Source organism: Novosphingobium sp. 63-713, from assembly GCF_001898925.1.
In the GTDB taxonomy this organism is placed as follows: Bacteria; Pseudomonadota; Alphaproteobacteria; order Sphingomonadales; family Sphingomonadaceae; genus Novosphingobium.
Genome location: NZ_MKVS01000036.1, coordinates 1 through 1185 on the forward strand (window position 1 = coordinate 1; position 1185 = coordinate 1185).

Here is a 1185-nt window from a genome sequence, read left to right on the forward strand (position 1 = left end):
GACATGTTCAAGCGCGCTGGCCTTGTCCCCAGCGTTGCTCTCGACCGCGCGCAGCAGGGCGTCGCGATCGTCAGTGAAGATGGTCAGTTCATCGCGAACGCGGGTCGCCATCACATGGGTCAGGCGCTGGTTGGAGAGATGGCGCTCGGCCGAATGCATGACGCCGATGCCATTGTCGGCCGTCATGCCCTGCGCCTGATGCATGTTGATCGCATAAGCGAGGCCAAGACGAGACAGCATGCGGTCGCCATGCGGCAGCAACATGTTCACACCTTCACCTGTCCGCACCTCCACACCCTCACGTGTGATGGCGACAACTCGCGCCTCGGCGGAATTGAGCAGAACACGCTGCTTGTCATTGGCAGTCCAGCGAATGCGGTCGCCTTCATAGAGGACCAGGTTCTCGCGCTGGGAGAGAGCCAGGCTGTCATGCTTGTCGCTGGCATCAAGACGATCGGGTCTGAACTTGATGGTCCGTCCATCGCTGTCGCGCAGACTGACGACACCCTTGGTGGAAACGCGGATCACGTCATAAGTGCCGGCATCCAAACCAGTGGGCCGGTGCTTGCCGATCACTTCCAGAACCTGGCCGGTCCGATAATTCTGGGCGAAGCGCAGTTCCTCACGGGTCAGATGCAGGCTTTCAAGGCGGGTGATAGCCAGACCCTCTCCGCTGAGCGAGCCCTCGGCCTTCAGGCCTTCCTGCACCAGCGCGTTGAGAACCGCGCGGCTTTCACGGCCGGAGGCATAAAGCGCGGTTCGCTCACGATCCTCTGCCGATAGTTCCAGCCACTTGCGGGCCGCTGCCTCCCGAAAATCGGTCCCTGCGCTGACAACGCGATCCCCCAAAACCTTGAAGGCAGATGCGAAATGGCCAGATCGGGTAAGCGCAGCGACCGCTTTCATGGTCTCCGTCCTTTGCCGCTGACTGGTCTGAAGTTCGGCCAATGCGGGCCTGTGCTGCTGGATCAGGGTGAAGGCCTTACCTGCATCGATCGGCTGCAACTGAGCGCGATCTCCGATCATCACCAGACGATCCACCCCCAGACGATTGGCAATGGTCACCAGATCGTTCATCGGCTTGTTCGCAACGAGCGAGGCCTCATCGAGGATCAGCATCGTACCCTTGAGCATGGCGCGGGATGCGTCAAAGCCTGCCCCTTGGCCTGCCAAAGCCGCGCGCAA

The 1185-nt window shown here is 61.1% G+C and carries 1 protein-coding gene; it reads right to left on the bottom strand.

What is annotated here, in order from left to right; all coding sequences use genetic code 11:
* The coding region (locus BGP00_RS16190; RefSeq protein ID WP_292925778.1) for an AAA family ATPase at positions 1-1134 on the bottom strand (1134 nt) is incomplete at its 3' end.
* Positions 1135-1185: the final 51 nt, after the last annotated feature.